The following is a 26435-nucleotide window of genomic DNA, read 5'->3' on the forward strand; positions in this document are numbered from 1 at the left end:
TACCCACCTCATCAATCCACTAACCCCCAGTCCCCAATGGGCGCATTGGCGGTCGAAGGCCCACCGCCATACAGCTTGAGGCGCAACTTCAGATTGCTCAGCGAATCCGCATGTTTTAGCGCCTCTTCCTCACTGATTGCGCCTTCCATCACCAGTGCATACAGTGCGCCATCGAACGTCTGCATACCGAACTCTGCGGACTTTTCCATGATGTCTTTAAGTTCGTCCAGTTGATTGCGCCTTATCAAGTCACCGATCGTGGGTGTTCCCAACATCACTTCCACTGCCGCCCTGCGCTGACCGTCAAGAGTCCGCACCAATCGTTGGGAAACAAAGGCTTTCAGATTGTTGCTCAAATCATGCAGCAACTGCGTCCGCCGCTCTTCGGGAAAGAAATTGATGATGCGGTCCAGCGCCTGATGGGCGTTGTGCGCGTGCAACGTCGAGATCACCAGATGGCCCGTATCGGCAAACGCCAGCGCGTGCTCCATGGTTTCGCGGTCGCGGATTTCGCCGATCAGTACCACGTCCGGGGCCTGGCGCAGGGTGTTTTTCAGGGCAGCATGAAAACTGCGGGTATCGACGCCGACCTCACGCTGGTTGATGATCGACTGCTTGTGCCGATGGATGTACTCGATCGGGTCTTCGATGGTGACGATATGGCCAGTGCTGTGGCGGTTGCGGTAATCGATCAGCGCCGCGAGAGAGGTTGACTTGCCGCAATCGGTGGCGCCGACGAACAGTATCAATCCTTGTTTGAGCATCACGGTTTCGAGCAGCACCGCCGGTAGTTTGAGGTCTTCGAAACGCGGGATGTCGAGCTTGATGTTGCGTGCAACGATTGACACATCGTTGCGTTGCTTGAAGATGTTGACCCGAAAGCGCCCGATACCCGCCAGGGAGATTGCCAGGTTCATCTCCAGTTCCCGATCGAACTCCAGGCGCTGTTCGGCGTCCATGATGGACTCGGCAATGGCCGCGACTGCTCCCGGCTTGAATGGCTGGTCGGTCAGCGGCTTGAGCACACCGTCGAACCGCGCACTGGGTGGTGCGCCGGTGGAAAGATAAAGATCGGATCCATTCCGGTCAGACAGTATCTGCAACAGTGCATCGATTTCCATGGCAAAAAACACCCGCGAAGCATTCAATGAAAAAGTAATGACCCATGGCAGATCATCCAGCGTCTACCGCCCTGCAAGGATAGTAGACGCCGCGCCACCGACTTAAGTGCAGGACAATTTGATGAACGCAACACTGACGGGCAGCGATGCACAGGCCTTGATCGCCAGACTGGACTGGACACGCACCCCGCTGGGCGCTGCCAGCACCTGGCCACAGAGCCTGCGCACTGCCGTGGACATCGTGATTCATTCACCGATGCCGATGCTGTTGCTGTGGGGTCCGCACCTCACGCAGATCTACAACGACGGCTTCGCCCTCCTCGCCGGCAGCAAGCATCCACACGCTTTCGGACAACCGACGCACCAGATCTGGCCAGAACTTCAGGACTTTACCAGCCCCATTTACAGCGCTGTCCTACAAGGCCAGGTGCGTACCTACAGCGAACAACGTTTTACCTTGCAACGCGACGAAGGTGATTCCGACTTCTGGCTGGACCTGACCTACAGCCCGATCCGCGATGAAAACGCTGAGGTTGCTGGCATTCTGGTCACCGCCATCGAAACCAATGAACGCCGACGCATCGCGCTGGAACTGGAACAGCGGTCGGCCGCCAGTCTCAAGGCCCAGCACGAAACCGAACAGCGCCTGCAACTGGCGCTGGCGGCCACCGACGCCGTCGGCACCTGGGATTGGGACATCGGCGAAGATCGCTTCATCGCCGATGCGCATTTCGCCGAACTGCACAACATCGACCCACTGCTCGCCAGTCAGTTGCCCATCAGCGCCTACCTCCAGGCCGTGCACCCGGAAGATCGCGCCATGGTCGCCCGCAGCATCAAATATTCCATCACCCACGGCACCGAATACGCCGAGGAATATCGCTTGCTGCAACCCAGCGGTCACCTGCGCTGGGTGTTTGCCCGCGGTCGCTGCTACAAGGACCACCATGGCCGGCCGATCCGCTTCCTTGGCGCCGCGCTGGATCTGACCGAACGCAAGCTCACCGAGCAAGCCCTGCGCCAGAGCCAGACCGAGTTGCAGCTGATCATCAACGCCATGCCCATCCTGATCAGCTACGTGGACAGCGAGGAACGCTTTCGCTTGAACAACGCCGCTTATCTGGACTGGTATGGCCTGACACCGCAGGAACTCTATGGCCGCACCATTCGTGAAGTGCTGGGCGAGGAAGCCTATGCCTTGCGCGCCGAACACATTGCCCTGGCGCTGACGGGCAAGTCTTGCTGTTTCAGCATCAATACCCCGCACCGGGACGGCAGTAACCGCCATGCCTTGATGAATTACTTGCCGCGCCACGGTGCCGACGGCACGGTGAATGGTTTCTACATCTTTGTCATTGACGAAACCGAGCGCAAACAGACGGAAGAAGCCCTGCGCAATCTCAACGATACCCTTGAGGAACGGGTCGCGGCCCGCACCCAGCAGTTGGCCGAAGCCAACCAACGGCTGCAAAACGAGATGTTCGAGCGTGAACGCGCGGAAGACGCCTTGCGCCATGCACAGAAAATGGAGGCGGTCGGGCAGCTCACCGGCGGCATCGCCCACGACTTCAACAACATGCTGACCGGGATCATTGGCAGCCTCGATCTGATGCAGCGCTATATCGCGGACGGGCGCGCCGCCGAGATTGGCCGTTTCACCGAAGCCGCGGTGTCCTCGGCCAATCGTGCCGCCGCCCTGACCCATCGGCTACTGGCGTTTTCCCGGCGTCAGTCGCTTGATCGCAGGCCGCTGAACGCCAATGACCTGGTGCACTCCCTGGAAGACTTGTTCAGCCGGACCAAGGGCGATCACATCGAACTCAAACTGCTGCTGGCCGGCGAGGTCTGGCCAGTGAGCACTGACGTCAGCCAACTGGAAAACGCTCTGCTCAACCTCGTCATCAACGCCCGGGACGCCATGCCCGATGGCGGCGAGTTGCTGATCGAAACCGCCAACGTTTACCTCGACGGCAGCGACATCACCACGTTGGAACCGGTCAAGGCCGGGGATTACGTGATGATTGCCGTCAGCGATAACGGCACCGGGATGACACCGTCGGTGCTGGCCAAGGCGTTCGACCCGTTCTTCACCACCAAACCCATCGGCCAGGGTACCGGCCTTGGATTGTCGATGATTTATGGGTTCGCCCAGCAGTCGGGCGGGCATGTCAGCCTGTTCAGTTTGCCGGGCAAGGGCACCAGCGTTCGCCTTTACTTGCCCCGATTGCACGCCACGGAACCGGAAAAAGTACTGCTGCCGTTCACGGGCGAGGCTCCGGCGGCGATTGCCGGCGAAACCGTGGTGTTGGTGGAAGACGACCCGGCGGTGCGCATGCTGGTGCTCGACCTGCTCAACGAGCTGGGTTATCACGCCCACGAAGCCGAGGATGCGAAGACCGCCCTGCCCTTGCTGGAATCCGACCTGAGGGTCGATCTGCTGGTGACCGACGTAGGCCTGCCGGGCATGAACGGTCGGCAACTGGCAGAGATCGCTCGCCAGCACCGTCCCGAACTCAAGGTCCTGTTCATGACCGGTTACGCGGAGAAAGCCGCCGAACGCCAAGGCTTCCTGGAAGAAGGCATGGACATGGTCGCCAAACCGTTTTCCATTGACCTGTTGGCCAACAAGATTCGCACGATGATCGGCCAACCGGAGTGAGTTGAGGCATAATCGCGCGCCCCGCTGGCATCAACATAGCCACCACCGTTGCAAGGTATACCCCCCATGAAAGCTCAAGCCCGCCATATTCTGGTGAAAACCTCGGAAGAAGCCGAGCAGCTCAAACAACGCATCGCCAAGGGCGAAGCCTTTGATGTGCTGGCCAAGAAGTACTCCACCTGCCCGTCCGGCAAACGCGGGGGCGACCTGGGTGAAGTGCGGCCCGGGCAAATGGTCGGGGTGATCGACGCGGTGATCTTCAAAAAACCGCTGCGGGTGGTGCATGGGCCGATCAAGAGCAAGTTCGGGTATCACTTGGTGCAGGTGTTTTACCGGGATTGATGGGTTTGGCTTAAAGGCCCAGTGGCGAGGGAGCTTGCTCCCGCTGGGCTGCGTAGCGCCCCCAATTTACGGCTGCTGCGCACCCGAACGGGAGCAAGCTCCCTTGCCACAAAAGCTTATTTCAATCTTTGGGAATCAGTGCTCCAGGCACTTGAATCACCCGACTCGCCAACCGATGCCCCGCCTCGGCCGCCTCAACCGCACTTCCACCCTTGAGCCGACTGGCCAAATACGCCGCGCTGAACGAATCCCCCGCCGCCGTGGTGTCCACCACGCGCTCGACCTTCTGCGCGGGCACCTCGAACGACTCGCCATCACAGCGAATCAGGCACGCCTCGGCGCCACGCTTGAGCACCACTTCGGGGGTGCCAATCTGCTCGTAAGCGGCAAACACCGCCTCGCCATCGGAAAAATGAAACAGCGCCTGCTCGTCATCGACGGTCAGCAACGCCAGATCGACATAGGGCAAGACGCTGCGATAAGCCGCCCGCGCCTCTTCGACTGACGCCCACAAGCGTGGCCGGTAGTTGTTGTCGAACACGATCCGCGCATCCCGCTGGCGGGCCTCGATCAGGGTTTCCAGCAGTTTCACCCGACCTTGCACGCCGAGCACTGCCAGGGTGATGCCGCTGAAATACAGCACGTCGTAATCCGGCAGCGCGGCCAGGATCGGCGCGGCGGCCGGGGTGGTGAAGCAGTCGCGCACGGCCGCTTCGTTACGCCAATAGAGGAAGCGGCGCTCGCCCGCCGCATCAGTCTGGATGCAGTACAAACCGGGCAGTCGCCCGGGCAGGCGCTGAACCATGCCCAACCCGATGTGTTCGTCGGCCCAAGTCTGGCACATGGCATCGCTGAAACTGTCGTCGCCCAGTGCGGTGACGTAATCGACGATGCCGCGGGTGCCGAGTTCCCGGGACAGGTAGACCGCAGTGTTCAAGGTATCGCCGCCGAAGCTCTGTTGCAGCGTGCCATCGGCGCGTTGTTGCAGCTCGATCATGCACTCGCCGATCAAGGCGATGCGCGGGGTGTTGGGGCCGAGGGTGTTGATGGTGTTCATTGTTGTGGGGTCTCTGGTATTGCGGTGTTGTCTGGGAGGATGCCATCGCGATCAGGCTCACTCCCACATTGGATCTTCAGTGTTCACAAGATCCCTGTGGGAGCCCGCTTGCTGGCGAAGGCCGCGCCTCGGTCCGAAGCCTTAGAAACAGGTTTCCATGGTTTCGATGACGTTCAGCTGCTCATCCACCAGACACCCCGTGCGCCACTTGTCGAACGTCAGGCACGGGTGCGAAGTGCCGAACGAAATGATGTCGCCCACCCGCAACTCAACCCCCGGCGCCACGGTCATGAACGCGTGCTGGTCCATCACCGCCGTCACTTTGCAGGCGCTGACATCGTCGCCGGTGGCAGGCACCACGCCGGCCTTGTAACGCAGCAGCGGCACCGGCAACCCCGCGTCGTAGGCGACGTCGCGTTTGCCCAGGGCGATCACCGCGAAACCCGGCTCCGGCAACGACTGCACATGCGCCCAGACTTCCAGCGCCGGGCGCAGGCCCTCGTGCAGATCGCTGCGGCGGTCGAGCACGCAGCATTGCGCTTCCTTGTAGATGCCATGGTCGTGAGCCACGTAGCTGCCGGGGCGCAACACGCTGAGGAAGCGTCCACCCGCGTTCTGCGCTTCGAAGGATTCGGCGATCAAGTCGTACCAGGCCGAACCCGACGCGGTGATGATCGGCTTGGGAATCGCAAAGGCGCCGCTGTCCTGCAACTGCACGGCCAGGCGCACCAGGGAGGCGGCGAATTCACGAATGCCTGTGACCGCATGATCACCGTGGATCACGCCCTCGTAGCCTTCGATGCCGGTCAGCGCCAGCGCCGGTTGGGCGTTGATGGCTTTGGCCAGCGCGATCACTTCCGTTTCACTGCGGCAACCGCAACGACCACCGACCACGCCGTACTCGATCATCACGTTCAGGCGCACACCGCGCGAGGCGAAGTACGCGCCCAGGTCAGCGACGTTGTCCGGGTGATCGACCATGCAATGGAAGTCGAACGTCGGGTCCGCCAGCAAATCGGCGATCAGCGCCATGTTCGGCGTACCGACCAATTGGTTGGCCATCAGCACCCGACGCACACCGTGGGCATAGGCCGCGCGGGTTTGCGTGGCGCTGGCCAGGGTGATGCCCCAGGCGCCGGCGTCCAGTTGGCGCCGGAACAGCGCGGGCGTCATGCTGGTTTTGCCGTGGGGCGCGAGTTCCGCGCCGCTGTTGCTGACAAACGCCTGCATCCAGCGAATGTTGTGTTCCAGCGCTTCGCGGTGCAGCACCAGCGCAGGCAGGCTGACGTCGCGCACGAGATTGGCGCCAGTCTGGGCAAAGCCCTTTTCCACAGCGGCAGTGTTTTGGGCAGAAGACATGGTCGAACTCCTCACATTCGCGGCTGCAGACAGCCGCTTTTATTCGTTGATACGCCGGGCCAGGCTATTGGCGCTGTCGATCAGCACCCGGCGATAGTCGTTGTAATTGTTCTTGGCGTCGTCCCGTGGGGCGACGATGCACAGGGTCGCAATGGCCACGCCGCTCGGGTCTTTGACCGGGGCGGCGAAGCAATGGGTGAAGGTGTCGGCGACGCTATCGAAAGAGAAGAAGCCATCGATACCGGCCTGACGGATTTCCTTGAGAAACTGCTCCAGCGGCAGGCGTTCGCCGTCGGGCAGGATGAAGTCGTCGTGGTCGATCAGGTCAATGATCTCCTGATCACTCAGGTGCGCCAGCAGCAGGCGCCCGGAAGCAGTCCAGGGGATTGGCGCGTTCTCGCCGATGTCCGAGGAAATACGGAAATGCCGCTCGCCCTCTTTCATCAGCGCGACGGTGTATTTGCGCCCGTTAAGCAGGCACATCTGCGCGGTTTCATGGGTCTGGCTGACGATGTCCTGCAAAGCGTGATCGGCTTCGCGGGTCAGGTCGAAATGGCGCAAATGCGCTTGCCCGAGAAAGTACAACTGACGGCCGAGGTAGACGTGACCGTCCTTGCCCACGGGTTCGAGAATGCGTCGTTCCAGCAGGGAAGCGACCAGTTCGTAGATCGTGGATTTCGGGCTGTCGATGCCGCTGGCGATTTCATTCGGGCGCAGCGGTTTGCCGACTTCCTTGAGGAAATCGAGGATATCGAACGCCCGGTCCAGACCGCGAGCCCTGCGCTTGATGGTGTCTTCGGTCATGTCAGTGGTTCCCATACAAATTCGCCGGGGAGTTTACCGCTAATGATCGTTCCCACGCTCGACGGGGGAATGCCTCAATGGACGCTCTGCGTCCGCTTTGGGACGCGGAGCGCCCCGGGCTGCATTCCCCCGCAGAGCGTGGGATCGATCATTAGGCTCAGGCCTTTTTCTTGTACGCGATGCAGTCGATCTCGACCTTGCAATCGACCATCATGTTCGCCTGCACACAGGCCCGGGCTGGTGCGTGCTCGCTTTTGAAGTACTCGGAGAAGACCTTGTTGAAACTGGTGAAATCCCGCGGATCCTCCAGCCACACGCCAGCACGCACCACGTCTTCCAGGCCATAACCGGCCTCTTCGAGAATCGCGATCAGGTTCTTCATGGCCTGGTGGGTCTGCTCGACGATGCCACCGGTAATGATCTCGCCGTCCACCGCCGGCACCTGCCCGGAAACGTGCAGCCAGCCATCGGCTTCAACGGCTCGGGCGAATGGGCGAGGCTGACCGCCAGCGGCGGTGCTGCCGGTGCCGTAACGAGTAATACTCATGAGTGTTTCTCCTGATCGAAAAAATATAAAAGTTAAAACCGCGTGTTCTTGAGAAATTCGGCAAGACGCGGCGATTGCGGGCGTTCGAACAGCTCCTTGGGAGGCCCCTGCTCTTCGATCCGCCCCTGGTTCATGAAGACGATCTTGTCCGAGACCTCGAAGGCAAAACGCATCTCGTGGGTGACCAGCAACATGGTCATGCCTTCGTCGGCCAGGCCCTTGATCACGTTCAGCACTTCGCCGACCAGTTCCGGGTCCAGGGCCGAGGTCACTTCATCGAACAGCATCAGGCTCGGGTTCATCGCAATCGCCCGGGCAATCGCCACGCGCTGTTGCTGACCGCCGGACAACTGGCCGGGATAGTGGTCACGACGCTCCAGCAGGCCAACCCGCTCCAGCCATTTCTCCGCCAGCGCCACCGCTTCTTCCTTGTGTAGTTTCTTGACCTTGAGCAAGCCAAGGGTGACGTTCTGCAGCGCGGTCAGGTGCGGGAACAGGTTGAACTGCTGGAACGCCATGCCGGTCATTGCCCGGTGCCGGGCGATGACTTTTTCCGGGTGACGCACGCGCTTGCCGTTGACCTCGTCATAGCCGATGGACTCGCCATCGAGCACGATCTGCCCGCCCTGGAATTCTTCGAGCATGTTCACGCAACGCAGCAGCGTGGTCTTGCCCGAGCCGCTGGAGCCGATCAGCGTGACCACGTTGCCGCGCTGCATGGTCAGGTCGACGCCCTTGAGCACTTCAAGCTTGCCGTACTGTTTGTGCAGGCCGCGAATGTCCAGCAGGGCCTGGTTCTGTGTCGAAACTTGAGGTTGAGTCATGGCAAGGCCACCCGCTTTTCAATGTGCCGGCCGAGTAATTCGATGGCGTAGTTGATGACGAAAAACAGAAATCCGGCGAACAGGTAAAACTCCAGCGTCATGAAGGTACGCGCGATGATCTGCTGCGTGCTGAGCAACAATTCCGCCACTCCGATGACTGACAGCAAGGTCGACGCCTTGACGATTTCGGTCGACGAGTTGACCCAGGTCGGCAGGATCTGCCGCAACGCCTGGGGCAACAACACGTAGCCGAGCGCCTGATAAAACGTCAGGCCGATGGCCTTGCTTGCCTCCATCTGGCCACTGGGCAACGCTTGCAACGCGCCGCGCACAATCTCCGCGACGTGGGAGCCGCAGAACAGCGTCAGCCCCAAGGCACCGGCCTGAAACGCGCTGATTTGCCAGCCCAATGCGGGCGCCATGTAGAAGCAGGCCAGCACCAGTACAAACACTGGTGTGCCGCGAATAATGTCCACGTAAAACCGGAACGGTGCGCGCATCCAGAACTTGCCGTAGGTCAGCACCAGACCGGTAACAATACCGACCATCGTACCCAGCAAAATCGCCAGGGCCGAGACCTGCACACTGGTCAAAAAGCCCTGCCACAGAACTTCCCGCGCCACCCATAACTCATGCAACCAACTGGGGGATTCGTACATGGTGGCCTCCTATCGGCGGATCGCCAGACGCTGCTCGAGGTAACGCAGCATCATGGCAATGAGGTAACAGGCCGCAACATAGAGCGCTGTGGTCACCAGCCAGGTTTCGATCACCCGGTAGCTCTCGACATTGATCTTGCGTGCGTAGTAAGTCAGCTCCGGCACCGCAATCGCGGCGGCCAGCGAGGTGTCCTTGAACAGCGAAATGAAGTTGTTCGACAAGGCCGGCAACACATTGCGCAGCATCACCGGCACGGTGACGTAGGCCTTGACCTGCCACTCGCCCAACCCGATCGCCAGGCCCGCTTCACGCTGCCCCTTGGGAATGCTCAACAAGCCACCACGGAACACTTCAGTCAGGTACGCCCCGGCGTACAGCGACAGGGTGATGATGAACGACGGGATCTTGTCCAGCCGGATCCCCAGGCTCGGCAAGGCGAAGTAGATCAACAGAATCAACACCAGAATCGGCGTATTACGGACCACCGTCACATACACCGACGCCAGCACCCGCAATGCACGGTGCTTTGACAGCAAAGCAAACGCCATCATCAGGCCGATCACGCAACCGATGGCGATCGACACCAGCGCCAGCTCAAGGCCCAGACCGAGCCCCGCCAGCAAGGTGTCGAAATCGCGCCATACGGCGGCAAAGTTCAACTGATAGTTCATGGTCAGCAGTACCTTGAACGGGGCGCGTCATCGGCGCCCCGCTCTCACGGGATCATTTGAATTCGACAGGGAAACCGATGGCCGGGGTTGGCAGATCTACACCGAACCATTGCTTGAAGGATGCCGCGTAAGTCGGGAACTCAACGCCGGTCATGGCTTCATGCAAGGTGGTGTTGACGAAGTTCAGCCAGTCCTGATCGCCGCGCTTGACCGCGCAGGCGTAGGTCTGCGGGCTCCAGGCGTAGGCCGGGCTGCGATAGCGGCCAGGGTTCTGCACCATCAGGTATTTCACCGACGATTGATCGGTGGCGGCGGCGTCGGCACGGCCGGAGTTCACGGCCTGATACATCAGATCAACACTGTCGTACTGATCGACCTTGGCCTTGGGCAAGGCTTGATGCACCAGCTCCTCGGCGTACACGTTCTGCAGCACCGCCACGGTCACGCTGTCGTTGGCGGCCTTGAGGTCTTCGATTTCCTTGTACTTGCTGTTGGCCGGCAGCAGCAGTCCGACACCTTCGCGGTAGTAAGGCAGGGTGAACGCCACTTGCTGGGCACGGCTGGCGGTCACGGTGATGAACTGGCAACTGATATCGACCTTGTCCGTCAGCAGGTTGGGAATCCGCGCATCGGACGACTGCACCACGAATTCAACCTTGGTCGGGTCGTTGAACAACCCCTTGGCAATCATTTTCCCGATATCGATATCAAACCCCTGCAACTTGCCATCCGCTCCCTGGAAGTGCCACGGCGCATTGGTACTGCCCGTGCCCACGATCAGTTTCCCGCGGGCCAGCACGCTATCGAGCTTGCTGTCCGCCGCCTGGGCCACGCCCATGGCAGCAGCCGAAGCAGCGACAAGAAAAATACACGCTTTAAACAAGGAAGGTCGGCGTTGCATGGCAAGCACTCCAGGGTGATGTTTATTCCGCTATACCGGACATAGGTGTGTAACAACGGAATAGACAGCAGAAAGTGTGCCACAGACTTGGCGATAAATCCTAGGGAAACGGGAAAGCTAACGAATTCAACTGGATAGTAAATATTCGGGTTGAACCGAGAGATTGTGCGGTAGGTGGGAAAAACGCTACCGCAGGCAACAAGCTGGGAAACAAGGCCACATTTGGGTGCGTTTTCACTCACTCAAAAGCGAACGTGCATGACGGAGAAAACCGGTACGCCTACTGTGCCGTTCGTCAGGAAGTGGGCTTTACCTGTCAGATCTGACAGTTGTGGTAAATGCCAAAGGAAGGCCAAATCTGCTTGACCCCCGTATCAAGGTCCATCCGACAAGCAGTCCTGACAGGATGTGATAGGGACTCAAACATCACTTACAGGATGTCCAGCATGTCTGAACAAAACAGTAATTTGCTGCTAAATGGTGATTTCACGGAACGGGACCGGCACTGGGGAGTGCCATCCCCAGACACGGCGAAATTTGAAAACGGTTATTGCCTCGTGCAGGCAGGAGCTGAGTGTCATCAGATCATCCACGCTACAGAGGGTAAATATCGGCTCACTCTAAAAATGAAAGCAGATCCACACTTTATCTGCAAAGCGTGGGTGCTGCTGGCACCTTCATTCACGTTAATCAGCCTTGAACCCTTCAGTGGCAACGACTGGTCGGTGCAGTATTTAGATTTCGAGGCCCCTGCTGATAACACTCTTATCACTGTAAAGCTGGGATCGGACTATCGCCAGCCCCATTTCGGGGCGTACTTCGATGATGTCCGGCTTGAGCGCCGTTAAAACCTGAATGGCTGGTGACCGACGATCACGGTCACCAGTTTTTCATCGTTGTGGCGTGTTTTTCTGAATATGGGGAATTTCAATGCACTCGTTAACCGCCCACCACCCCCTGGCCCCGATCTACCGAAAAGCCCTGAAAACCTGGCGCCCAGTGATTTTGTACTTCGGCAGCCAGCACTGTCCGGCCTGCGAAATGGCCGGGCCGATCTTCCGTCAGGTTGCCGAGGCCTATCGGCATCACGCGCACGTCTACATGCTGAACACCATTGAGTCGCCTCGGCATCCGCACGTCACCGGAACTCCAACCGTGCTGTTTTATCAGAACGGTAAACTGCTGAAGAAGCTCAAAGGGATTGGAACCGAACAAACGTTGAAAGAGGATTTCGCCAGGCACATTGGCAGGGTGAAACCGGCGAAGGAGAAGCGTAAACCGACGCACGATCTGACATGGTTGCGACGGACCTTGCGCCGGCTGTGCACGGTGCCTCGTGCCACTGAGCGGTTGAATCGCCGGGTTTGCTGTTAGGTTGGGGCATTGGGGGTGTTGGGTAGATTGCTTTCGCGAGCAGGCTCGCTCCTACATTGGATCTTCAGTGTTCACAAGATCCCTGCTCGCGAAAGCTTTTGGCCTTAGCGATTTTTGACCTGCTCGATGTACCTGGACACCGCCGCCGATTTCTCGAACCGTCGATGAATCAACGACAACCACGACGTCGCCTCGCAGCCCTTGATCGTGCGGTACAACACACCGGGCAACCCGACATGCCCGACCACCGACGCCGGCACGACCGCCACGCCCTGCCCCAGCGAAACCAGCGCAATGACCGCCACCAGACCGCCCGGCTGCGCGCCCAGTTTCGGTGCAAACCCGCCCTCGGCGGCGACTTGCAAAGTGCCGCTGATTTGTTCTGGCAGGATGAACGTCTCGTTTTGCAGATGCTCCGGAGCAATCTCTGGCAGTCGGCACAACCAGGACTCGGAGGACAGCGCCAGCACAAAGCCTTCTGCATCCAGGCGAACGGCTTCCAACCCCTCGGGCAAGGTCATCGGTGAGCGGACATAGCCCACATCAAATCGCCCCTCGACCACCATGGCTGGCAATGACGCCATAGGGCTTTCCCGAACATTCAAGCTGACGTCCGGGCATTCACGACCAAAAGCCTGCACCTGTTTTTGCAGCACCCCCGAGTACACCGCCGACGCCACGTAAACGAGTTCGATATGGCCAATATCCCCGCGTCCGGCCCGCTGGGCATTGTGCTGGGCGTACTCGAATTGCCGCACCGTCGCCTCGGCTTCGATCATTAACGCCGCGCCGGCCTCGGTCAGGCTGACTTCACGTGTCTGGCGCACGAACAGTCGCGTGCCGAGTTCGTTCTCCATGTCCTGGATCTGCCGGGTCAAGGTCGGCGGCGCGATACCGAGTTGTTCGGCGGCGCGGGTAAAGTTGCCTTGCCGGGCAACGGCCAGAAAGTAGCGGAAATGCCGTATGTCCATGGGTGCATTAGCTCAAAGGTAATGAAGTCCCGGTGCCGGGCTAACAGAGCCGACAATCGACCGCGATAAGCTCAATGGCAATCACAGTAGAGAGCCAACGCCATGTACGTCAAACACCTTTGCGCCGCCACGATCAACGACCTTGCCCAAAAGGCAATCACGTCATGACCCGGGTCAGTCCGCGCCTTACGCTGCTGACGGCCTCCGGCGTGTGCTCGCTGATCGTGCTCGACACCAACATCGTCGCCGTCACTCTGCCGACCATCGCACGGGACCTGGGCGCGAACTTTGCCGACATTGAATGGGTGGTCAGCGCCTACATGCTGGCGTTCGCAGCGTTGTTGCTGCCCGCCGGGAGCATCGCCGACCGCTTTGGCCGGCAGAAAACCCTGCTCTGGGGCCTGGGGATTTTCATCCTTGCCTCCATCGGTTGCGGCGCGGCGCCCACGGCGTTGTTCCTTGACATTGCGCGGGCGGTCAAGGGTGTCGGCGCGGCACTGTTGCTGACCTCGGCCCTGGCCTCCATCGGCCACACCTTTCACGATGAAGTCGAACGGGCCAAGGCCTGGGCGTTCTGGGGCGCGTGCATGGGCGTGGCGATGACCGCTGCGCCGACGGTCGGCGGGCTGATCACCGAATATGTGGGCTGGCGCTGGATCTTCTACCTCAACCTGCCGGTGGGCGCGTTCTTGATGTTCATGGTCTGGCGCGCTGTGCCGGAATCCAGGGACCCCCAATCGGCGCGACTCGATCCCTGGGGCAGCCTGGCGTTCAGTGCGAGTTTGCTGTGCCTGATCTGGGGCTTGATCGAAGCCAATCGAATCGGTTGGAGCAACCCGCTCACCTACGCCCGGATCATCGGGGGCGCGCTGCTATTGGGGCTGTTTGTACTGATTGAGCGGATGCAACAGCGGCCGATGGTCGACCTGAAATTGTTCAGGCATCCGCGTTTCATCGGCGCCCTCCTTGGCATGTTTGCCTACGCCGGTTGCGCTCAGGTGATGATGACGTTGCTGCCGTTCTACCTGCAAAACGGCCTGGGCTTCTCGGCCATCGCGTCGGGGCTGGGGATGTTGCCGTTTGCCGTGACCATGTTGATTTGCCCGCGCATCGGCGCTCGGCTGGCCAATCGACTTGCCCCAGCCACGCTGATGGCGGCGGGTTTGACCCTGGTCGGCAGCGGCAACCTGCTCAGCGCCTGGGCCGTCAGCAGCGGCGGCTACCTGCCCTTCGCACTGGCCATCGCCGTGACGGGCGCCGGTGCCGGCCTGCTCAATGGCGACACGCAAAAGAACATCATGGCCTGCGTCCCTCGCGAGCGCACCGGCATGGCCTCAGGCATGAGCACCACCATGCGTTTCAGCGCGATCGTGCTGGCCATCGGTGTCTTTGGCGCGCTGCTGTCCAGCCACACCGAATTGCTGTTGCGCACCAGCCTGTCGACACAGGGTCCGCAATGGCTCGGCCAGACCCAGGGCATTGCCTCACGGGTGGTCGCCGGAGACATGACGGCGGCGATGAACCTGCTGCCGGAAACCGCGCGTGCGTTGGTCGAGCCACTGGCGCGTCAGGCCTTCGTCGGCGGCTTCAGCCTGCTGCTTCTGGTCGCTGGTTTGCTGGCCCTGCTGGGGGCACTGGTGGTCGGCACGCTGATGCGCAATCCGATCCCTGCGCCGAAAAGTTTTTCCCTGAGCCTGGAATAAACCCCAACGGGGCTCGTCGTACTGCCACTGAAATCGTTCAGTAGTCACTACGAGAGCCCCATCATGAAACGCATTCTGTCCGCCCTGTTTCTCATCAGCCTGAGCGGTGTTGCAGCGGCCGCCGCCGTCGACAACTCCAGCACGCCGAACGTCGAGGACTACAAGTATTCGACGCCGCTCCATATCGCCAAAGTGCTTAACATGACCCGCGACGATGGTTGCGGCCCCCTGCCGCGGGAGATGACTTACATTGATACCGCGGGCACCACCCATGTCCTGCGCTACCAGGCCTTTGGCGATAACTGTCTCGGTCAGAACTAATGCTGGATCAACGCCAGCACTCGCTCGGCATTCTCACCGCACGCCATTCCTTCGGGCCGCGTCTGGATGTTCTCGATCAACCCCAGCAACTGCGCCTTGTTTTGCGCCAGGTGCAGTTGCATCGCTTCGATCTGTTCGACTTTGCGCCCAAGGCTCGCCACCAGTGCATCGTCGTCGAACTCGCCTGTTACGGCGTCTGGCAACAATAACTTGAGCTCGTCGAGGCTGAACCCGGCCTGCTGTGCGCACTGAATAATCTTCAGGGTTTGCAGAACTTGCGGCGGGTAACGCCGATAGCCGTTGGCCATGCGCTCCACTTGCCGGATCAGGCCTTGAGCCTCGTAGAACCGAATGCGCGACGCGTTCAACCCGCTCAATTGTGCCAATTCACCAATCTTCATCTCGGCCTCATTTGCCTGCTTGACATTAAAGTTAACTTTAAGCTTAGCCTCTTCGCATTACTGATGAGGAGTCAAGCATGTCACCCTTTCAAACGCTGAAGTTACCCAACGGCCAGACCCTCGACAATCGCATCGCCAAAGCTGCGATGGATGAGAACCTTGCCGATACCGGACAAGCGCCTTCTACTGCGCTGCTCAAGTTGTATCAGGCTTGGGCCGAAGGTGAAACGGGCCTGTTGCTGACCGGCAACGTGATGATCGATCGCCGCGCCATGACCAGCCCTGCAGGTGTCGTACTGGAAGACGAGCGCCATCTTGAGCTGTTCCGTCAGTGGGCCACCATTGGCCGCTCCGGTGGCGCGCATGTGTGGATGCAGCTCAACCATCCCGGGCGCCAGATCATGGCCAACCTCGGTCAGCAAGCCTGGGCACCCTCCGCCGTGGCGCTGGACCTGGGTTCTTTTTCCAAGATGTTTGCCGAGCCCAAACCGATGTCGGAAAGCGATATCGCCGAGGTTATCCAACGCTTCGCCACCAGTGCCGCCCTTGCAGAGAAAGCCGGTTTCACCGGCGTGCAGATTCACGCGGCACACGGCTACCTGATCAGCCAGTTTCTGTCGCCCTTGACCAACCGTCGGACTGACCAGTGGGGTGGCTCCCTGGAGAATCGCGCCCGGCTGTTGCTGGCCGTGGTCAGCGCCGTTCGCCAAGCGGTGTCGCCTCAGTTTTGCGTCTCGGTAAAGCTCAACTCGGCAGACTTCCAGCGCGGCGGTTTCGACGCTGACGACGCCCGCCAAGTGATCCAGTGGCTCAACGACCAACCACTGGATTTGCTCGAACTCTCCGGGGGCAGCTACGAAGCACCAGCCATGCAAGGCGACGCCCGCGACGGCAGGACCCTGGCCCGAGAGGCGTACTTTCTGGAAATGGCCGGCGAACTGGCTAGCGTTGCGAGCATGCCGGTGATGGTAACGGGTGGGATTCGACGTCTGGCCATCGTCGAACAGGTGCTCGACAGCGGCATCGCCATGGCCGGTATCGGCACGGCGCTCGCCATTGAACCGCAGCTGGTGAAACGCTGGCGCGAAGGCCAGAACAGCCACCCGCAGTTGCCGCCGATCCTCTGGAAACGTAAACCGCTGGCCGCCCTGGCGAACATGGCCGTAGTGAAGTTCCAGCTCAATCGCCTGAGCCGCGGACGCAAGACCCGGCCACAGGTTTCAGCGCTATGGGCGCTGATCGTTGATCAGCTGTATCTCGCCCGGCGCACGCGTCAGTACCGGCAGGCGATGGGCAAGTAATCTCAAATCGGGGTGAGTCATGGTTGCCGCAGCGTTGTCCTCTTTTAACCCTGAGGACCATTCATTAACCACTGGAGCACCCCATGGCGAAAATCACCCTTGCCCAGCAACTGGCGACCACCCTTGAACAAGCAGGTGTGAAACGCATCTGGGGCCTGACGGGCGACAGCCTCAATGGCCTGACCGAAGCCCTGCGCACCATGGACAGCATCGAGTGGATGCACGTGCGCCACGAGGAAGTCGCCGCGTTCGCCGCCGGCGCCGATGCGGCGGTTACCGGGGAACTGGCGGTCTGCGCTGGCAGCTGTGGGCCGGGCAATCTGCACTTGATCAACGGGCTCTTCGATTGCCATAAAAACCATGTGCCGGTGTTGGCCATCGCGGCGCAGATTCCCTCTTCGGAAGTAGGCCTGAATTACTTTCAGGAAACCCACCCGCAGGAACTGTTCAAGGAATGCAGCCACTTCGTCGAGCTGGTGAGCAGCCCGGCGCAGATGCCCCAGGTGCTGCATCGGGCGATGCGCAGTGCCATCCTCAATCGCGGTGTCGCGGTGGTGGTGATTCCCGGCGACGTCGCGCTGCAGGAGGTCGAAGACAACCTCAAACCCTGGCCGGCGCTGTCCAAACCTCGCACCCTGCCTGCGCCTCACGACCTGGATCGGCTGGTCGAATTGCTGAGTCAAAGCAACGCCGTGACGCTGATGTGCGGCGCCGGGTGCGCGGGCGCCCACGATCAGGTGGTGGCATTGGCCGACGCCCTCGGCGCGCCGGTGGTGCATGCGTTGCGCGGCAAGGAGCATGTGGAGTGGGACAATCCGTTCGACGTCGGCATGACCGGGTTGATCGGCTTCAGCTCCGGTTATCACGCGATGCTCAACTGCGACACGCTGGTGATGCTCGGGACTGACTTTCCCTATCGCCAGTTCTACCCCTCCGACGCCACCATCATTCAGATCGACCACGACCCGCAAGCCCTCGGACGGCGGACCACGCTTGATCTGGGCATCGCCGCCGATGTTGGTGAAACCCTCGCCGCGTTGCTGCCGCGCCTGCCTTATCGTGGCGACCGGAGCTTTCTCGAGTCATCCCTCAAGCACTACCAGAAGGCCCGTCAGGGGCTGGATGACCTGGCTCAACCGTCGGCGCCGGGTCGGCCGATTCATCCGCAATACCTCACTCGCCTGCTCAGTGAGCTGGCCGATGACGATGCGATCTTCACTGCCGACGTGGGCACGCCGACCGTCTGGGCCGCACGTTATCTGAAAATGAACGGCAAGCGCCGATTGCTCGGCTCGTTCAACCACGGTTCCATGGCGAACGCGATGCCCCAGGCCATTGGCGCGCAAGCGTCATTTCCCGGGCGGCAGGTAATTTCGCTGTCTGGCGATGGCGGCTTCAGCATGTTGATGGGGGACTTCATTTCGCTGGCGCAACTCAAGCTGCCGGTGAAAATCATCGTCTACGACAATGCCTCGCTCGGGTTCGTGGCCATGGAAATGAAATCCAGCGGGCTGCTGGACACCGGTACGGACCTGCACAATCCAGACTTCGCGGCGATGGCCAATGCCATGGGGATCCTGGGGATTCGTGTCGAGGAATCCGAAGCGCTGGAACCGGCCTTGCGCCGCGCGCTGGCGCATGACGGGCCCGTGCTGGTGGACGTGGTGACGGCGACCCAGGAACTGGCGATGCCCCCGACGATCAAGCTGGAACAGGCCAAAGGGTTCAGTTTGTACATGCTCAAAGCGGTGATGAGCGGGCGTGGGGATGAGGTGATTGAGTTGGCGCGTACTAATCTGTTCCGCTGACGCGCCTGGACCGCATCGCCCCCTTCGCGAGCAGGCTCGCTCCCACATTGGATCTCGGTTGTTCACAAATCCTGCTCGCGATGGGCCCCCGTGAGGCCAACGATTACTGCCCGGAAAAACGCAATCGCGACAACTGTCGCAAATTCCCCTCGACATAATAATCATCCGTCCAACTGTCATCCGCCGCCAACGGCCGGACCTGCTTTAGCGCCAGTTTTTTCGCGTAATAGCGAAACCGGTAATGCTCATAAAACCGAAGCAACTCCAGACCATAACGGTCCGCCAGGTCGGTATCGCCGCGGATGATCAGGTAGTTCTCGTCATTGCTGTTGCTGGCCGCCGCACTGAGGTTATGACTGCCGCTGATGATCGTTGGCGTTTCGCTGGTGAAATCCGTGACGATCGCTTTGGTGTGCACCAGCAGGTTGCCCTTCTGTCCTTCCTTGCTTTCCAGGAGCCAGCCTTCAAGGCCGGTATTGAGCAACGCAACCGTAGTGAATTCGGCGCTGCGGTCGGCGTGAAAACCGGTGATCTTGCTCACGGAGTTCTGCAGGCCGTAGCGCAGAATGTCGTCGTGGGGCTTACCGAGCAACGCGTTGAGGATGGCGTCGGGCAAGGTAAAGGCAGTGACGAACAGCAGGTCTTTCTTCGCCGCATTGATGATGTCGACGAACTCATGCAAGTCGCCCTGACCCGAGCGCGGGGAGAATCCGGCGAACAACGGTTGGCTCGGGTCCATCGGGTTGTGTTCGGTAATCCACTGCCGCGCGGCACCGACATTCGCCGGTGTGCCCCAGACCTGCTCGAACGTTTGCAGATAACGGGCGCCGACCCGAGCATCGTCCAGCACATGCACCACGTTGGCCTGACGGTAAATGCCGTTGGGCGTGAAGTTGGTGCTGCCGCAGAGCACGGCTTCAGGCTGACGCAGACCCGCGGCATCGAACCGGCTCAGGACGATGAACTTGTTATGGAAAATACTGTGGGTGACGCGTCCGCGCTTGTTTGCCGCCGGGATCTTTTCCAGGCTGGCCTCGTTAAAGGCGGTGGTGTCTTCGCCCGGTTGCGCGTGATACAGAACGCGAACGTGCACCCCGCGCTCCCGCGCCGCGTTCACCGCCTCGACAATCACCGGTAACTGGTATTCATAGATGGCGACATCCAGTGCCCACTCGCTGCCGACGGCACGCTCGATAAACCCCAGCAAACGCCCGAGCAGACCGTTTTCCAGCCATCGGCGCGGGGCATCGGGCCAGGATTCCAGGGGCAATCTTTCCTTGCCGCCAAGGAGCGCGTCGAGCTCTGGAAACTTGCGCTGGAACGCCTGGCTGGCGGCCACGGCGCGGTTGAAATTGACACTCTGGTTGCCGGGATGGCCGTCGTCGGAAGTGACCGTCACCTCCAGGGATTCGCCCAGTTGCGGCGCATCGGCGCTGCCGTAAGCCAGATAGACCCGGTATTGGATCGTCAGCCCCGGATTGACCGCGTAATCGGCCCAGCGAAATTTCTGCAAAGGCGCGATATTGCTGGGGGTGGCGTGGTATTGAGGGAAGGTATGGGTCTTGCCCGGGAACGTCAGGCTGTTGAATAGAAACTGCCAGGGTTTGCTGCCCTGCTGCTTTTCGATGGCGAAACCCAGCAGGCCTTTGCGGCGGGGTTCGGCCACATCCATGGCCAACAGCACGCCATTGGTGCCGGCATAGGCTTTGACGCGGAAATCGTTCTGATGGTTAACGGCAAGTGCGCGCATGATTCACTCCTTTGATCGAATGCACTCAGAGCATAGGGGAGCGATGCGGATTCACCATGAATTCCGGAACCGGGGTGATGCCATCGGGTGCAGGCTCGCTCGCACAAGGGATCTGCGGCGTAAACAAATCCTGCACGCGATGGGGCCTTTGCAGACAACACAGTCCTCAGCCTGAAACCAGCTCATCAATGTGGCGATAATCCGCTTGCAACTCTGCCGCCATCTGTCTGGCCCGACCTAACCGAATCGGCCCGCGCTCGATATCAATCAATAACCCCGGGCAGTCCAGCACCGGCAACCCCGGCCAGTCCTTCAATCGCCCATCGGTCACCAGCAGCAACCTTTGCTGTTCCGCCGGAAAGCGTTTTTTCCGTGCCGCCAGCCAACGCCCCGCTTCACCCAGCGCCGCCAACAACGGCGTGCCGCCGCCCGCGCCCAGGCCATCGAGCCAGGCACGCAACCCCGCCGACGCTTTCAAGCCTTGCACCTGCCACTTCGGCGCCTGACCGCTGGCAGTCAACAAGGCCAGGCGCGCGCGTTGGCGGTACGCATCGTCGAACACTTGCGCAAGTAAACCCTTGGCATCGCTCAACGCCTGATGACGGCGTGTCGAGGCCGATGCGTCGACGATCACCAGCCACAGTTCATGGGAGGAACGTGTGCGCAGGTGGAACAGCACATCTTTGCGTTGACGCGGCCGACCATTGAGCAAAGTGCCGGGCCAGTTGATCGAGCCACTGCGCGCAGCGTGACGCTTGCCCTGTTTACCGTTATCCAGTCGGCCTGCGCGGGGTCTGGCATTCGCCCCCGCGTCAGATCGAGGGCGAATGCCTAGGGCTTTTTTGGCCAGCTCGGCACTTCACGTCGGGCGCCGACCGGCAGGGCCTGAGCGGGCATTTCGCCCCATTGGCCCTGGCCTTCGCTCGGGCTGGAAGATTGCGCCGAGGGCGACTGATTGTGGTGCGGCGCGGGTGGCGATTGCTCGCGACGACGATGACGCAGGGCAAACTCGGCGACGGCGTCGATGTCTTCCTCGGCGATGGCGCCCGCCCCTCGCCATGCGGCGTGGGCACGGGCCGCGCGCAACCAGACCAGATCGGCGCGCAGGCCATCGACACCGGCGGCAAAACAGCGCTCGGTAATCTGCGCCAGTGCGGCATCATCCAGGGGGATGCTCGCCAATGCGCCGCGCGCCTTCTGGCAACGTTCACGCAGGGACTGCTGCTGGCTTTCCCACTCGACGCAGAAACCCTGGGGATCGGTGTCGAAATCCAGACGCCGGCGAATAATCTGGCCACGCTCGACCGGTGCGGTGTGACCACTGAGGGCGACGTTCAGGCCAAAACGGTCGAGCAGTTGCGGACGCAGCTCGCCCTCTTCCGGGTTCATGGTGCCGATCAGGACGAACTTCGCCGAATGCCGATGGGATATACCGTCGCGCTCGATCAAGTTGGTGCCGCTGGCGGCCACGTCGAGCAACAGGTCAACGAGGTGATCGGGCAGCAGATTGACTTCATCGACGTACAGCACACCGCCGTCGGCCTTGGCCAGTACGCCGGGGGAAAATTGCGCGCGGCCTTCGCTCAGGGCGGCGTCGAGATCGAGGGTGCCGACCAGCCGTTCTTCGGTGGCACCGAGGGGCAAGGTGACGAATTGACCGCTAGCGAGCAAGTCCGCCAGGCCTCGGGCGAGGGTCGACTTGGCCATGCCGCGCGGGCCTTCGATCAGCACGCCGCCGATTTTCGGGTCGATGGCGGTCAGATAGAGGGCGAGCTTCAGATCGTCGGCGCCGACCACGGCGGAGAGCGGGAAATGCGGGGTGTCGGTCATCTTCAATACTCGGTCATGGTCTGTAGCAGGCACACTTTGTACCTGTAGGAGCGAGGCTTGCCCGCGAAGGCGTCTATTCAGTCGATATCACTATTGAATGTGAAGGCCTCATCGCGGGCAAGCCTCGCTCCTACGGGGTTTGCGGTGTATCAGCCGTCTTCTTCTATGTCCAGCAACAGGTTTTCCAGCGCCTCGCGATACGCGCCCGGTTCCTGCCACATTCCCCGCTGCTGCGCTTCGAGCATGCGCTCGGTCATGTCGCGCAGCGCATGCGGATTATGCTCACGCACAAAATCCCGGGTTGCCGGATCGAGCAAATACGCATCCGCCAGCAACGCATATTGATGATCGTCGATCAACCGGGTCGTGGCGTCGAACGCGAACAGGTTATCGACCGTCGCCGCCAATTCGAATGCGCCTTTATAGCCGTGACGCTTCACGCCGTCGATCCACTTCGGATTCGCCGCCCGGGAGCGGATCACCCGGTTCAACTCTTCCTTCAAGGTGCGGATCTTCGGCAAGTCCGGCTGACTGTGATCGCCGTGGTAACTGGCCGCCGCTTCGCCGCTGAGGCTTTCCACGGCAGCGAGCATGCCGCCCTGGAATTGGTAATAGTCGTTGGAATCGAGCAGGTCATGCTCGCGATTGTCCTGGTTTTGCAGCACCGCCTGCACCTGGCTCAGACGCTGGGCGAACTGTTCGCGGGCGGCGGTGCCTTCATCGGACCCGCCGTAAGCGTAGCCGCCCCAGTTCAAGTAAACCTCGGCCAGATCTTCGCGGCTTTGCCACAGACGACCGTCGATGGCGCCCTGCACGCCTGCGCCATAAGCACCGGGCTTGGCCCCGAAGATGCGCCAACCGGCCTGACGCTTGGCCGCGTCTTCATCAAGGCCCGATTGCATCAGTGCTTCACGTTCGGCGCGCACTTTGGCGGCCAACGGGTTGAGATCGTCCGGCTCGTCCAGCGCGGCGACCGCTTGCACGGCAGCGTCGAACAGGCGGATCAGATTGGCGAAGGCATCACGAAAGAATCCGGACACGCGCAAGGTCACATCCACCCGCGGACGGTCGAGCAAGCTCAGTGGCAGGATTTCAAAGTCGTCGACCCGCTGACTGCCGGTGGCCCAGACCGGACGCACGCCCATCAGCGCCATGGCCTGGGCGATGTCATCGCCGCCGGTGCGCATGGTCGCGGTGCCCCAGACGGACAGGCCAAGCTGACGCAGGTGATCGCCGTGGTCTTGCAGATGCCGTTCGAGAATCAGGTTGGCCGACTGGAAACCGATGCGCCACGCCGTGGTGGTTGGCAGGTTGCGCACGTCCACCGAGTAGAAATTGCGACCGGTCGGCAGCACGTCCAGACGACCGCGACTCGGCGCGCCGCTGGGGCCGGCCGGGACGAAACGACCGCTCAGGGCATCGAGCAGGCCGCGCATTTCTGCAGGGCCGCAGGCGTCCAGGCGCGGGGCGACGACTTCGCGCAGGCTGTCGAGGATGGCGCGGACGTCGGACCAACCCGCTGGGAGTTTGTCGGAATGCTGCATAATCGCGCTGGATTGCGCAGCAGTCCCATTTTCCGGGTCCGCTTCGCGAACCAACGGGAGCAAGCTCCCTCGCCACAGAGGCTCGTTCCCATGAGGTTCGGCGTTGGTATTCAGAGTTTGCGCAATGAGTTGAGCAGCGAACAGTTCGAGGCGTTCGCGGGTATCCCCGGCGGTGCGCCAGGCCTCCTCATTAAGCGATTGCAGTTCCACAGGACGCGGCCCGGTCCATGGCTCGGCCAACGCACAATCCAGCGGATCAAACCCCAGTTCAAACGCTTTGGCCAACGCCCGCAGCAGGCTTGATTGCGCGCCACGACCGTCGCCACGGGGGATGCGCAACAGCGCCAATAACGTATCGATGCGCAAGCGCCCGGTCGGCGACTCGCCAAAGATGTGCAGGCCATCGCGGATCTGCGACTCTTTCAAGTCGCACAAGTACGTGTCCAGCCGTGGCAACCAGATCGCCGCATCGACGTCGCTGTTGAGCTTTTCGTCCAGTTGCAGTTCACGGTCGATGTGCGTGTCGCGCACCAGTTGCAGGATGTCGCGCTGCAACTCTCGGGCGCGGCGCGGATCGAGCAATTGCGCTTCGTAATACTCGTCGGCCAGCAGTTCGAGATTGCGCAGCGGGCCGTAGGTTTCGGCGCGGGTCAGCGGCGGCATCAGGTGGTCGATGATCACCGCTTGGGTGCGACGCTTGGCCTGGGCGCCCTCGCCCGGGTCGTTGACGATGAATGGATAAATGTTCGGCAGTGGCCCGAGCAGCGCATCCGGCCAGCAGTTTTCCGACAGCCCGACGCCTTTGCCCGGCAGCCATTCGAGGTTGCCGTGCTTGCCGACGTGGATCACGCCGTGGGCGCCATAGGTATGGCGCAGCCAGAAGTAGAACGCCAGGTAGCCGTGGGGCGGTACCAGGTCCGGGTCGTGATACACCGCACTCGGATCAACCTGATAACCCCGCGCCGGTTGAATGCCGACGAAGGTCAGGCCAAAGCGCAGCCCGGCGACCATCATGCGGCCGTCACGGCACATCGGATCGCTTTCGGGCGTGCCCCAGCGCTCCAGCACCGCTTGCTGATTGGCTTTGGGCAATTGGTTGAACATCAGCCGATAGTCGTCCATCGCCAAACTTTGCGCGCAGGGACGCTGATCAAGGGTGTCGAGGTCGTTGCTGACGCCGCCAAGCAACTGTTGAATCAACGCAGTGCCGCTGTCCGGCAACCCGGCAGGCAGCGGATAGCCTTCGGTGTGCAGCGCCCGCAGGATGTTGAGCGCGGCGGCCGGGGTGTCGAGGCCGACACCGTTGCCGATGCGCCCGTCACGGGTCGGGTAGTTGGCGAGGATCAGCGCGATGCGTTTTTCGCTGTTCGGTACCCGGGCCAGATCGATCCAGCGCCGCGCCAGTTCGGCGACGAAATCCATGCGCTCCGGTTGCGCCCGATAGCACACCACCTCCGACTGACTGCGCTCGCTGCGCCACGCCAGGTCCTTGAAGCTGATCGGCCGGCTGATGATCCGTCCGTCCAGTTCCGGCAACGCGATGTGCATCGCCAGATCACGGGGGCCGAGGCCCTGTTCACTGGCGAGCCAACCCGGCTCGTTGTCCTGGGCGCAGATCGCCTGGATCACCGGAATATTGCGTCGAAACGGCCGCAGATGCGGCGCTTCGGGGCTGGATTGAGCGAAACCGGTGGTGTTCAAGATCACCCCCGCCTCGACGTCGTCCAGCAGGTCCTCGACCACCGTCAGGCAGCCGGGTTCTTTCAGACTGGCCACAGCAATCGGCAACGGATTCAAACCCGCCGCCTGCAAACGCTGGCAGAAAACATCGATGAACGCGGTGTTCGCTGCCTGTAAATGCGATCGATAGAACAGCACCGCTGCCACTGGTTGACCGGCCTGCCAATCGGCTTGCCAATCGTGAAGGTCGGCGGGGCTTTTTTGCGGGTGGTATATCGCCGTGCGCGGCAGGGTTTGCGGCTCGGCCCAGGCGTAATCGCGATCCAGCCAGCGATTGGCCAGGCAGCGGAAAAAATCCAGGGCATTGGCCATGCCGCCCTGACGCAAAAACTGCCAGAGCCGGTCACGGTCGGCGGCGGCTACGGTGCTCAGGTCGCTGAGTTCCGGGTCCGGGCGGTCATCGCCAGGCACCAGAATCAGCTGAACACCGCGCTGGGACAGCTCCACCAGACGCTCGACCCCGTAACGCCAATAGGCGATGCCGCCGTGCAACGAAATCAGAATGACCTTGGCGTGGCGCAACACTTCGTCGACATACAGGTCGACCGACGCGTGATTCTGCACCTGCATCGGGTTGGCCAGGCGCACGCTCGGGTAGTTGTCCGGCAACTGTTGCGCCGCTTCGGCGAGCAGCGCCAGGCTGGAATCGCCGCTGCACAGGATCACCAGCTCGGCGGGGGTTTGTCCAAGGTCGGCAATGTTGTCATCCGACACGAAACCGCCGGGCTGGGTCCTGAGCAGGTGCAT

General features: G+C 61.1%; 23 protein-coding genes. 8 read left to right on the forward strand and 15 right to left on the reverse strand.

The features are described 5' to 3' along the window. Positions 1-11 precede the first annotated feature (11 nt). Positions 12-1121, reverse strand: coding sequence for a PilT/PilU family type 4a pilus ATPase (locus JIO00_RS16160; protein ID WP_200666287.1), 1110 nt, complete (start codon positions 1119-1121; stop codon positions 12-14). Between the two features lie 121 nt (positions 1122-1242). On the opposite strand from JIO00_RS16160, the gene JIO00_RS16165 reads away from it, so the two are divergent. Then, complete coding sequence (locus JIO00_RS16165) at positions 1243-3780, forward strand: PAS domain-containing hybrid sensor histidine kinase/response regulator (RefSeq protein ID WP_172791115.1); 2538 nt, start codon at positions 1243-1245, stop codon at positions 3778-3780. Between the two features lie 66 nt (positions 3781-3846). After that, positions 3847-4122 (forward strand): peptidylprolyl isomerase, encoded by a 276-nt coding sequence (locus tag JIO00_RS16170; protein ID WP_007898282.1) that lies wholly within the window; start codon positions 3847-3849, stop codon positions 4120-4122. A 121-nt stretch (positions 4123-4243) separates the two neighbouring features. On the opposite strand, the gene JIO00_RS16175 is transcribed toward JIO00_RS16170, so the two are convergent. From JIO00_RS16175 to JIO00_RS16210, 8 genes are all read right to left on the reverse strand, one after another. Next, positions 4244-5179, reverse strand: a complete 936-nt coding sequence (locus JIO00_RS16175) for a sugar kinase (protein WP_083376588.1) — start codon at positions 5177-5179, stop codon at positions 4244-4246. 141 nt (positions 5180-5320) lie between these two features. Further along, complete coding sequence (locus tag JIO00_RS16180; protein WP_200666289.1) at positions 5321-6538, reverse strand: amino acid deaminase; 1218 nt, start codon at positions 6536-6538, stop codon at positions 5321-5323. Between the two features lie 39 nt (positions 6539-6577). Next, positions 6578-7342 carry an IclR family transcriptional regulator gene (locus JIO00_RS16185; RefSeq protein ID WP_010460880.1) on the reverse strand — a complete coding sequence of 255 codons (765 nt, stop codon included), beginning with the start codon at positions 7340-7342 and terminating at the stop codon, positions 6578-6580. 157 nt (positions 7343-7499) lie between these two features. After that, positions 7500-7889: a RidA family protein gene (locus JIO00_RS16190; protein ID WP_010460883.1), complete on the reverse strand. Its 390-nt coding sequence runs from the start codon at positions 7887-7889 to the stop codon at positions 7500-7502. 32 nt (positions 7890-7921) lie between these two features. Continuing rightward, on the reverse strand, positions 7922-8713 hold the full coding sequence (locus tag JIO00_RS16195) for an amino acid ABC transporter ATP-binding protein (protein WP_010460885.1): 792 nt from the start codon (positions 8711-8713) through the stop codon (positions 7922-7924). Continuing rightward, positions 8710-9372: an amino acid ABC transporter permease gene (locus JIO00_RS16200; RefSeq protein WP_077747697.1), complete on the reverse strand. Its 663-nt coding sequence runs from the start codon at positions 9370-9372 to the stop codon at positions 8710-8712. The genes JIO00_RS16195 and JIO00_RS16200 overlap by 4 nt, the downstream gene beginning before the upstream one ends. A 9-nt stretch (positions 9373-9381) precedes the next feature. Beyond that, positions 9382-10044, reverse strand: coding sequence for an amino acid ABC transporter permease (locus JIO00_RS16205; RefSeq protein WP_010460889.1), 663 nt, complete (start codon positions 10042-10044; stop codon positions 9382-9384). Positions 10045-10096: 52 nt separating this feature from the next. After that, positions 10097-10945, reverse strand: a complete 849-nt coding sequence (locus JIO00_RS16210; protein WP_010460890.1) for a transporter substrate-binding domain-containing protein — start codon at positions 10943-10945, stop codon at positions 10097-10099. A gap of 446 nt (positions 10946-11391) precedes the next feature. Between JIO00_RS16210 and JIO00_RS16215 the strand changes: the two genes are divergently transcribed. Together JIO00_RS16215 and JIO00_RS16220 are read left to right on the forward strand one after the other, a co-directional pair. Further along, entirely contained in the window at positions 11392-11793 is a 402-nt protein-coding gene (locus tag JIO00_RS16215; protein WP_200666291.1) for a hypothetical protein, read from the forward strand. 82 nt (positions 11794-11875) lie between these two features. Next, positions 11876-12319: a thioredoxin family protein gene (locus tag JIO00_RS16220; protein WP_200666292.1), complete on the forward strand. Its 444-nt coding sequence runs from the start codon at positions 11876-11878 to the stop codon at positions 12317-12319. Positions 12320-12423: 104 nt separating this feature from the next. Here JIO00_RS16220 and JIO00_RS16225 read toward each other — a convergent pair whose 3' ends face one another. Further along, a complete protein-coding gene (locus JIO00_RS16225) occupies positions 12424-13290 on the reverse strand; it encodes a LysR family transcriptional regulator (protein WP_200666294.1) in 867 nt (288 codons plus the stop codon). A gap of 164 nt (positions 13291-13454) precedes the next feature. On the opposite strand from JIO00_RS16225, the gene JIO00_RS16230 reads away from it, so the two are divergent. Continuing rightward, positions 13455-14993: an MFS transporter gene (locus JIO00_RS16230; protein WP_169857647.1), complete on the forward strand. Its 1539-nt coding sequence runs from the start codon at positions 13455-13457 to the stop codon at positions 14991-14993. A gap of 63 nt (positions 14994-15056) precedes the next feature. Continuing rightward, positions 15057-15314 carry a DUF2790 domain-containing protein gene (locus JIO00_RS16235; RefSeq protein ID WP_200666296.1) on the forward strand — a complete coding sequence of 86 codons (258 nt, stop codon included), beginning with the start codon at positions 15057-15059 and terminating at the stop codon, positions 15312-15314. Here JIO00_RS16235 and JIO00_RS16240 read toward each other — a convergent pair. Then, a complete protein-coding gene (locus JIO00_RS16240) occupies positions 15311-15715 on the reverse strand; it encodes a MerR family transcriptional regulator (RefSeq protein ID WP_200666298.1) in 405 nt (134 codons plus the stop codon). The genes JIO00_RS16235 and JIO00_RS16240 overlap by 4 nt on opposite strands. Before the next feature lie 77 nt (positions 15716-15792). On the opposite strand from JIO00_RS16240, the gene JIO00_RS16245 reads away from it, so the two are divergent. Together JIO00_RS16245 and poxB are read left to right on the forward strand one after the other, a co-directional pair. Then, positions 15793-17016 carry an NADH:flavin oxidoreductase/NADH oxidase family protein gene (locus tag JIO00_RS16245; protein WP_200666300.1) on the forward strand — a complete coding sequence of 408 codons (1224 nt, stop codon included), beginning with the start codon at positions 15793-15795 and terminating at the stop codon, positions 17014-17016. An 83-nt stretch (positions 17017-17099) separates the two neighbouring features. Further along, the gene (gene poxB / locus JIO00_RS16250; RefSeq protein ID WP_077747689.1) at positions 17100-18824 is read left to right on the forward strand and encodes a ubiquinone-dependent pyruvate dehydrogenase; all 1725 of its coding nucleotides are present in this window, start codon (positions 17100-17102) and stop codon (positions 18822-18824) included. Between the two features lie 103 nt (positions 18825-18927). Here poxB and JIO00_RS16255 read toward each other — a convergent pair whose 3' ends face one another. The 4 genes from JIO00_RS16255 to cobN form a co-directional block, all read right to left on the reverse strand. Further along, a complete protein-coding gene (locus tag JIO00_RS16255) occupies positions 18928-20574 on the reverse strand; it encodes a phospholipase D-like domain-containing protein (RefSeq protein WP_200666302.1) in 1647 nt (548 codons plus the stop codon). 166 nt (positions 20575-20740) lie between these two features. After that, positions 20741-21352, reverse strand: a complete 612-nt coding sequence (locus JIO00_RS16260; RefSeq protein ID WP_083376582.1) for a vWA domain-containing protein — start codon at positions 21350-21352, stop codon at positions 20741-20743. Between the two features lie 53 nt (positions 21353-21405). Beyond that, complete coding sequence (locus JIO00_RS16265) at positions 21406-22404, reverse strand: ATP-binding protein (protein ID WP_154504927.1); 999 nt, start codon at positions 22402-22404, stop codon at positions 21406-21408. Between the two features lie 149 nt (positions 22405-22553). After that, complete coding sequence (gene cobN / locus JIO00_RS16270; protein ID WP_200666304.1) at positions 22554-26435, reverse strand: cobaltochelatase subunit CobN; 3882 nt, start codon at positions 26433-26435, stop codon at positions 22554-22556.

Source organism: Pseudomonas sp. SW-3 (assembly GCF_016615645.1).
Taxonomy (GTDB): Bacteria; Pseudomonadota; Gammaproteobacteria; order Pseudomonadales; family Pseudomonadaceae; genus Aquipseudomonas; species Aquipseudomonas mandelii.

What these genes read in the sequence shown, in the direction of transcription:
- JIO00_RS16195 (WP_010460885.1), bottom strand. Translation starts at nt 8,713, where the DNA reads ATGACTCAACCTCAAGTTTCGACACAGAACCAGGCCCTGCTGGACATT.
- JIO00_RS16215 (WP_200666291.1), top strand. Translation starts at nt 11,392, where the DNA reads ATGTCTGAACAAAACAGTAATTTGCTGCTAAATGGTGATTTCACGGAA.
- cobN (WP_200666304.1), bottom strand. Translation starts at nt 26,435, where the DNA reads ATGCACCTGCTCAGGACCCAGCCCGGCGGTTTCGTGTCGGATGACAAC.
- JIO00_RS16210 (WP_010460890.1), bottom strand. Translation starts at nt 10,945, where the DNA reads ATGCAACGCCGACCTTCCTTGTTTAAAGCGTGTATTTTTCTTGTCGCT.
- JIO00_RS16265 (WP_154504927.1), bottom strand. Translation starts at nt 22,404, where the DNA reads ATGACCGACACCCCGCATTTCCCGCTCTCCGCCGTGGTCGGCGCCGAC.
- JIO00_RS16200 (WP_077747697.1), bottom strand. Translation starts at nt 9,372, where the DNA reads ATGTACGAATCCCCCAGTTGGTTGCATGAGTTATGGGTGGCGCGGGAA.
- JIO00_RS16190 (WP_010460883.1), bottom strand. Translation starts at nt 7,889, where the DNA reads ATGAGTATTACTCGTTACGGCACCGGCAGCACCGCCGCTGGCGGTCAG.
- JIO00_RS16245 (WP_200666300.1), top strand. Translation starts at nt 15,793, where the DNA reads ATGTCACCCTTTCAAACGCTGAAGTTACCCAACGGCCAGACCCTCGAC.
- JIO00_RS16255 (WP_200666302.1), bottom strand. Translation starts at nt 20,574, where the DNA reads ATGCGCGCACTTGCCGTTAACCATCAGAACGATTTCCGCGTCAAAGCC.
- JIO00_RS16205 (WP_010460889.1), bottom strand. Translation starts at nt 10,044, where the DNA reads ATGAACTATCAGTTGAACTTTGCCGCCGTATGGCGCGATTTCGACACC.
- JIO00_RS16220 (WP_200666292.1), top strand. Translation starts at nt 11,876, where the DNA reads ATGCACTCGTTAACCGCCCACCACCCCCTGGCCCCGATCTACCGAAAA.
- JIO00_RS16175 (WP_083376588.1), bottom strand. Translation starts at nt 5,179, where the DNA reads ATGAACACCATCAACACCCTCGGCCCCAACACCCCGCGCATCGCCTTG.
- JIO00_RS16230 (WP_169857647.1), top strand. Translation starts at nt 13,455, where the DNA reads ATGACCCGGGTCAGTCCGCGCCTTACGCTGCTGACGGCCTCCGGCGTG.
- JIO00_RS16235 (WP_200666296.1), top strand. Translation starts at nt 15,057, where the DNA reads ATGAAACGCATTCTGTCCGCCCTGTTTCTCATCAGCCTGAGCGGTGTT.
- JIO00_RS16160 (WP_200666287.1), bottom strand. Translation starts at nt 1,121, where the DNA reads ATGGAAATCGATGCACTGTTGCAGATACTGTCTGACCGGAATGGATCC.
- JIO00_RS16225 (WP_200666294.1), bottom strand. Translation starts at nt 13,290, where the DNA reads ATGGACATACGGCATTTCCGCTACTTTCTGGCCGTTGCCCGGCAAGGC.
- poxB (WP_077747689.1), top strand. Translation starts at nt 17,100, where the DNA reads ATGGCGAAAATCACCCTTGCCCAGCAACTGGCGACCACCCTTGAACAA.
- JIO00_RS16240 (WP_200666298.1), bottom strand. Translation starts at nt 15,715, where the DNA reads ATGAAGATTGGTGAATTGGCACAATTGAGCGGGTTGAACGCGTCGCGC.
- JIO00_RS16185 (WP_010460880.1), bottom strand. Translation starts at nt 7,342, where the DNA reads ATGACCGAAGACACCATCAAGCGCAGGGCTCGCGGTCTGGACCGGGCG.
- JIO00_RS16165 (WP_172791115.1), top strand. Translation starts at nt 1,243, where the DNA reads ATGAACGCAACACTGACGGGCAGCGATGCACAGGCCTTGATCGCCAGA.
- JIO00_RS16170 (WP_007898282.1), top strand. Translation starts at nt 3,847, where the DNA reads ATGAAAGCTCAAGCCCGCCATATTCTGGTGAAAACCTCGGAAGAAGCC.
- JIO00_RS16180 (WP_200666289.1), bottom strand. Translation starts at nt 6,538, where the DNA reads ATGTCTTCTGCCCAAAACACTGCCGCTGTGGAAAAGGGCTTTGCCCAG.